We start from the raw sequence: 6,271 nt of genomic DNA on the forward strand, positions 1-6,271 counted from the left end.
GAGTGGGAAGTCGGACCGGCCGACTTCCCACTCCGCCACCACTCCCCGTGGTCCGCGTCGCGGCGCCCCCTGCGAGGCACCGCACCGCGGTTCTCCCGAGCTCACCCGCCGAGCAGCCGCGCCTTCGCGGTCGCGAACTCCTCGGGGGTGAGCAGGCCCTGCCGGGCCAGCCGGCCCAGGTCGAAGAGCATGTCCGCGATCTGCGGCCCGACCGCCGGCTCGTTCACCGGCTCGTTCACCGGTCCGGCGGCCTCGGCCCCCGGCCCGCCCGGCGGCCGGCCGGCCGCGGCGCCCAGCACCGGTCCGCGCACCAGCGGCGCGCCCACCGGCCGCTGCACCCGCACCGGCCGGATCGGCCCCGGGGAACGGATCACGGCGTCCTCACTTCCCGGCAGCGCGGTGCGCCTCGGCGGCGCGGACGGCCTCGTCGATGTGCTCGGGCGGGATCCGGACGCCCGAGGCGATCCGCCCGCCGACGGCGCTCAGGGCCTCGGCGGCCTCCCGCGCCCAGACGTGCTCGATCAGCACCAGCAGCGCCACCGTGCCCGGCACGAGCAGTTCGGCCGCCTCCTGGGCGTCCTCCGGCCCGATCAGCGGCAGGTCGGCGTGCCCGTCCGGGACGATGCCGCACAGGTCCTCGTAGTCGGCGAGTTCGCCGTACGTCGCCTCCCCGTCCACGTGCCGGGTGACCACCAGCGAGTCGACCACCCGGATGTCGCCCCCGGTGCGCAGCTTGCCGAGCACGGTGGCCGCCTCGACGGTGATGGTCTGCCGGGGGAACGCCAGGACGAGCAGTTCGGCCGGACCCATGGGACTCCCTTCCGTGAGCAAATCACCCATATCGGGATCAAAGCACATGAATACCGAAAATCACCGACGCGCCGCCGACATGCCCGGACACGCCCGGCGGACGCCTTAGACAGGAGTCCCGTCCCCCTTCACCCTGGGAGAAACCGTGACCATCGCCATCGCCAAGCTCTCCGACCCGACCGTCCGGGCCGCCGTCGCCGCGATCAACGCCAACGACCGCGCGGCCTTCACGGCCCTGCTCACCGAGGACGCCACGATGTCCGACGACGGCGCCGACCGTGACCTGGCGGACTGGATCGACCGTGAGATCTTCACCAGCCGCGGCCACATGGACGTCCAGTCCGAGTCGGACGGCGGCCGCGCGCTGATCGCCAACTACAGCAACGAGACCTGGGGCGAGATGCGCACCGCCTGGCGCTTCGTCGTCGACGGCAACCGGATCAGCCGCTTCGAGACCGGCCAGGCCTGACGCCGCTCAGGACAGCCCGAGGCAGCCGCGCACCGCGTGGATCAGCCGGCGGGAGCGGACGTCTCCCGTCACCCCGGGCTGCATGCCGTTGGTGACGTAGCCGAACCCGAGGCCGAGCTCCGGGTCGGCGAAGCCGAGCGAGCCGCCCCGGCCCGGGTGGCCGAAGCTCGCCGGCGAGGCCATCAGCGCGGTCGGGCCGTGCCGGAAGAAGCCGAGGCCGAACGTCGAGTTGACGATCAGTACCCGGTCCGGCCCGCTGACCACCGGCCCGGCCGCGCGGGCCAGCACCTCCGGCCCCAGCAACGGTGCCGGCACCGTGCCCGGCGCCCCGCCCTCCCGGTCGGCCGCGCCGACGAGCGCGCCGTAGAACCGGGCCAGCGCCCGCGCGGTGCCGATCCCGCCCGCCCCGGGGATCTCGGCGGCCTGCACCGCCGGGTCGTTGAGGTCCACCCCGGGCCGCACCGAGGCGAACGCCCGGGCGGTCAGCGAGGCCGGGTCCTGGTAGGCGTCCCGGACCACCTGCTTGGGGCGCAGCCGCAGCCCGCTCGGGCCGGTCCTGGCGGCCTCCGGGGCGGGCAGGTCGACCAGCCGGCCGACCCGCGGCGCGGCGCCGGCCGGCAGCCCGATCCACAGGTCGAGGCCGAGCGGCCGGGCGATCTCCTCGGCGAAGTACTGGCCGACCGTGCGCCCGCTGACCCGGCGGACCACCTCGCCGACCAGCCAGCCGAAGGTGTACGGGTGGTAGCCGTGCGCGGTGCCGGGCTCCCAGGCCGGCGCCTGCGCGGCCACGGCCGCCACCGCCCGCTCCCAGGTGAGCACGTCCTCCAGCCGCAGCGGCACGTCCAGCGCCGGCACCCCGGCCTGGTGCGAGAGCAGCCAGCGCACCGGCACCCCGCCCTTGCCCGCCGCGCCGAACTCCGGCCAGTACGAGACCACCGGCGCGTCCAGGTCGAGCTGCCCGCGCTCGGCGAGCAGCAGCGCCGTGGTCGCGGTCAGGCCCTTGGTGACCGAGCGCAGCACCTGCGCGGTGTCCGCCGTCCACGGCACGGCCGGCGCGGGCCGGCCACCGACCTCGGGCCGGGCGTCGCCGCCCCACAGGTCGACCACCTTGCGCCCGCGCACGTACAGCGCGAACGCCGCGCCGAGCTCGCCGTACTCCTGGAAGTTGCGCGAGAAGGCCTCCCGTACGGGCTCGAAGCCCTCGGCCGTCTCGCCCCAGATCTCCGTCACCGCGCGCCCCCGGAGTCGTCCGAATCCTGTCGTGCCCGCGTTCGAACCGGGCCCGGAAACCCTAACCTGTCCGTCATGACCAACCCTGCGGACGAACTGCTGGACGTCGTCGACGAGCACGACCGGGTGATCGGGACCGCCCCGCGGGGGGAGGTGTACCGGCGGGGGCTGACGCACCGCTGCGTGTTCATCCTGGTCCGCGACCGGACCGGGCGGATCTTCGTGCACCGGCGGACCGACACCAAGCTGTTCGCGCCCGGTTTCCACGACATGTTCGTCGGCGGCGTGGTCGGCGCCGGCGAGACGTACGCGAGCGCCGCCGTCCGCGAGGCCGAGGAGGAGCTCGGCGTCAGCGGGATCGAGCCGCGCCCGCTGTTCAAGTTCCTCTTCCGGCGGGAGGGGCTCTCCTGGTGGTGCGACCTGTACGAGGCGCGCTGGGACGGCCCGGTCGCGCCGCAGGAGTCCGAGGTCGCCTGGCACGCCTGGCTGACCCCGGAGGAGCTGGACGCCCGGCTGGCGGCCGACGCGTTCGTGCCGGACGGCCTGGAGGCGTACCGCCGCTACCGGGAACGGCACCCGGCGCGGTAGGCCCGGTTCCCGGCCACCGGACAAGATCCACGGCGGCCGCCCGGGCCGGATAGGGTGACGCCCATGGCTTCCCGTACGCCGTCGGCGGCGCCCACGTCCCCGCGCACCGCCCGGAGCAGCGGCCGGGCCGCCGGCCGCACCGGTGCCCCGGACAGCGCGACCCCGGACGGCGCGACCCCGGACCTCGCGGCACCCGGCGGCACCGCCGCCGGCGCACCGGCCGGGAAGGGCGGCGAGCGCCCGCGCCGGCGGCTCAGCGTGGACGAGCGGCGCGAGCAGCTGATCGCCGTCGCCCTGGACCTCTTCAGCCGGCGCCCGCCCGAGGAGGTGTCGATCGACGACATCGCGGCCGCCGCCGGCGCCTCCCGCCCGCTGGTCTACCACTACTTCCCCGGCAAGCAGGCGCTGTACGAGGAGTCGCTGCGCCGGGCCGGCCGCGAGCTGGCCGGCCGCTTCGAGGAGCCCGCCGACGGCCCGCTCTCCGAGCGGCTGTACCGGGTGATGGGCCGCTACCTGGACTTCGTGCAGAGCCACGGTCCCGGCTTCGCCGCGCTGCTGCGCGGCGGCTCGGTGGCGGCCAGCGCCGGGACGTCGGCGGTGATCGACGAAGTCCGGCGGGCCGCGCACGACCAGATCCTGAGCCACCTGGCGGTCCCCTCGCCGAGTCCGGGCCTGCGGCTGACCGTCCGCGCCTGGATCGCCAACGCCGAGATCACCTCGCTGGAGTGGCTGGGCGAGCGCTCGGTGCCGCTGGAGGAGCTCCAGCTGCACCTGGTCCAGGAGTTCGTCGCGGCCCTGACGCTGACCGCCGCCCGGGAGCCCGCGCTGGCCGCCGAACTCGCCGGCTTCTTCGCCGCCGAGCACCCCGCCGGCCCGGCCGGGCGGCTGGTGCGCGAACTCGCGGGCCTGTTCGCCGTTCCCGGCATCGCGGACGCGGTCGCCGCGCTGGCGGTCGAGCCCGCGAACTGAACCGGCGGACGCCGGTTCTGCCACAGCGGCGGCCTCTGATAGGAATGGGCACGGATCTGACGCCGCGCCGGTCACGGGCGCGCCCGGATCCGCCGAACCACCAACGCATACGCAGCAGAGCGGGGGGCTCATCAGTTGACCCAGGACGGCCAGTTCACCACGGAGGCCAATCCCTTCGCCCCGGCGGAGCAGGTGTCCGCGACGCTCGGCGCGCTCACCGAAGCCCTCTTCGAGAAGCACACCTCGCGCCACCCGGCGGCTTCGCTGACGGCCCTGACCGCCGGCGCCCACCCGGCGGCCGAGGCCCTGTTCAACCTCCCACTGGCGCCCAACGGTCCGGTGCACGACGCCGTCGACCGGCTCGGCACCGTGGTCACCGCCGGGACGGCCCGCCCGGGCACCGGCGCCCCGCTGGCCGAGCTGGCCGGCGACGCGCTGCTCGCGCGCTACGGCGGCGGCCCGGTACGCGGCGCGGTGGCCGACCGGGGCACCGCCACGGCCGCGCTGTTCGGGCTGCCGGTGGCCGGCGAGGTCGCCGCCCCCGAGCTGCGCCCGCCGTTCGCCGCCGCCCTGGCGGCGCTCGCCGCCGGACAGCAGACCCGGCAGCCGGTGGAGCTCGCCACCGGCGCCGGCGCCGAGGTCCGCCTGGTCGTCCCGCCCGGCTTCCACCCGCTGACCTCCCCGGGCGGCCCGGTCGGCGTCTCCGCCCGTACCGTGCCCGCCGGCCCGGCCGGGGCCGACGCGGTGGCCACCGCCAAGGGCGTCGACCCGGCCACCGGTGCGGCCGCCGCCGAGCTGACCGCGCACCTGGCCGAGGTCGCCGAGGAGCTGTTCAGCGGCACCGGTCCGGCGCCGCGCCGCGACTTCGCGGTGATCGCCGCGTCCCTGGCCGACGCCATCACCGCCTCGGGCACGGTCTACGCCGGGGTCTGCGCCCTGGAGGTGGCCGGCCGGCCGACCGAGGCCACCCTGGTGGTCTCGCTCGCCCGCCACCCGCTGCCGATCTCCGGACTGGCCACCGAACTGGCCACCGTCCGCCGGCACGCCGAGGTCTGGACGGTGCTGCTGCCGGCCGGCCCGGCCGCCGTCCTGGTCGAGGGCCGCAGCGTCCCCGTCCCCGGTCCGCTCGCCGACGACGGCCGGCGCCGCTGGGCGGTCACCTCGGTGGTGGAGGCGTTCGTGCCGCTGCCGGACGGTGTCTCGGTGCTCTGCGTCCAGCTCACGACGGCGCAGCCGCAGGACTGGGAGCTGTACACGGAGGCCTTCGCCGAGCTGCTGAAGAGCGTCCAGTTCGGCTGGGACGGCGTGGCCGGGCAGCTGACCCCGCCGGTCCGCGCCTTCGCGCCGGCGCCCACCGCGACCCCCGCCCACGGCCTCCCCGCCGAGCCGTACCCGGTTCCGGCCCCGACTCCGGCGGCCGAAGCGCTCGCCGCCACAGCCGGGTTCGCCGCCGAAGCCGTCCCGGAGCAGGCCGCCGCGCCCGTTCCGGACGACGCCACGCCGCTGCCGGTCCACCTGCGCGGCACGCCGGTCCGGGTCCCCCCGGCCGACTTCAACCCCTTCGCCCCGGAGGCCGACCCGACGCCCGTCGAGCCCCTCCTGGTGCCGGACGACAGCCCGGAGGCGGCCGAGCGGCGCCCCAAGGGCACCCCCGTCATGGTCCCGCCGCCGGACTTCGACCCCTTCGCCCCGCAGGCCGCGACGCTCACCGACACCACCGTGCCGGAGACCGCCGACGCCCCGGAGCGGGGCCCCAAGGGCACGCCGGTGATGGTCCCGCCGCCGGACTTCGACCCCTTCGCCCCGCTGCCCGCCGACACCCCCGCCGCCCCCGAGGCCGCACCGGCCGCCGCCCGGGCCGCCGACCCGTTCGGCACGGTCACGGCCGAGGACCGGCCGAGCGACCCGTTCGGCACCACCCTCCCGCAGCCCGCCGCCGTGCCGCCGCCGCCCTCGGCGCCGCCGGCCGTGCCCGCGCCGACCGTCACCCTGCCGACGGCCGAGGACGGGCCGGACGACCCGGCGCGCGGCCCCAAGGGCACCCCGGTGATGGTCCCGCCGCCGGACTTCAACCCCTTCGCCCCGCTGCCGGCCGACACCCCCGCCCCCGCCGCCCCCGAGGCCGCACCGGCCGCCGCGCCGGAGACCAGCCCCTTCGGCTGAGGCCCGGACCACCGCGCACCGGCGGCCGCCCCGCACCAGGGG

7 protein-coding genes are annotated in these 6,271 nt (G+C 77.0%); 4 read left to right on the forward strand and 3 right to left on the reverse strand.

The genetic code is table 11. The annotated features are described in order from the left end of the window. Positions 1-101 precede the first annotated feature (101 nt). Positions 102-374 carry an SHOCT domain-containing protein gene (locus tag ACFWA9_RS37575; RefSeq protein ID WP_380393777.1) on the reverse strand — a complete coding sequence of 91 codons (273 nt, stop codon included), beginning with the start codon at positions 372-374 and terminating at the stop codon, positions 102-104. 7 nt (positions 375-381) lie between these two features. After that, positions 382-810, reverse strand: coding sequence for a DUF6325 family protein (locus ACFWA9_RS37580; RefSeq protein WP_380393780.1), 429 nt, complete (start codon positions 808-810; stop codon positions 382-384). A 145-nt stretch (positions 811-955) separates the two neighbouring features. On the opposite strand from ACFWA9_RS37580, the gene ACFWA9_RS37585 reads away from it, so the two are divergent. Continuing rightward, positions 956-1,279: a nuclear transport factor 2 family protein gene (locus ACFWA9_RS37585; RefSeq protein ID WP_329490747.1), complete on the forward strand. Its 324-nt coding sequence runs from the start codon at positions 956-958 to the stop codon at positions 1,277-1,279. A gap of 6 nt (positions 1,280-1,285) precedes the next feature. Here ACFWA9_RS37585 and ACFWA9_RS37590 read toward each other — a convergent pair whose 3' ends face one another. Beyond that, complete coding sequence (locus ACFWA9_RS37590) at positions 1,286-2,509, reverse strand: serine hydrolase domain-containing protein (RefSeq protein WP_380393782.1); 1,224 nt, start codon at positions 2,507-2,509, stop codon at positions 1,286-1,288. A gap of 75 nt (positions 2,510-2,584) precedes the next feature. Between ACFWA9_RS37590 and ACFWA9_RS37595 the strand changes: the two genes are divergently transcribed. From ACFWA9_RS37595 to ACFWA9_RS37605, 3 genes are all read left to right on the forward strand, one after another. Then, positions 2,585-3,097, forward strand: a complete 513-nt coding sequence (locus ACFWA9_RS37595) for an NUDIX domain-containing protein (protein ID WP_352292420.1) — start codon at positions 2,585-2,587, stop codon at positions 3,095-3,097. A 258-nt stretch (positions 3,098-3,355) separates the two neighbouring features. Next, positions 3,356-4,066 carry a TetR/AcrR family transcriptional regulator gene (locus ACFWA9_RS37600; RefSeq protein ID WP_380393788.1) on the forward strand — a complete coding sequence of 237 codons (711 nt, stop codon included), beginning with the start codon at positions 3,356-3,358 and terminating at the stop codon, positions 4,064-4,066. A gap of 135 nt (positions 4,067-4,201) precedes the next feature. Beyond that, positions 4,202-6,229 carry a hypothetical protein gene (locus ACFWA9_RS37605; RefSeq protein WP_380393785.1) on the forward strand — a complete coding sequence of 676 codons (2,028 nt, stop codon included), beginning with the start codon at positions 4,202-4,204 and terminating at the stop codon, positions 6,227-6,229. Positions 6,230-6,271: the final 42 nt, after the last annotated feature.

It is taken from the genome of Kitasatospora sp. NPDC059973, from assembly GCF_042737525.1.
In the GTDB taxonomy this organism is placed as follows: Bacteria; Actinomycetota; Actinomycetes; order Streptomycetales; family Streptomycetaceae; genus Kitasatospora.

What these genes read in the sequence shown, in the direction of transcription:
- ACFWA9_RS37595 (WP_352292420.1), top strand. Translation starts at nt 2,585, where the DNA reads ATGACCAACCCTGCGGACGAACTGCTGGACGTCGTCGACGAGCACGAC.
- ACFWA9_RS37580 (WP_380393780.1), bottom strand. Translation starts at nt 810, where the DNA reads ATGGGTCCGGCCGAACTGCTCGTCCTGGCGTTCCCCCGGCAGACCATC.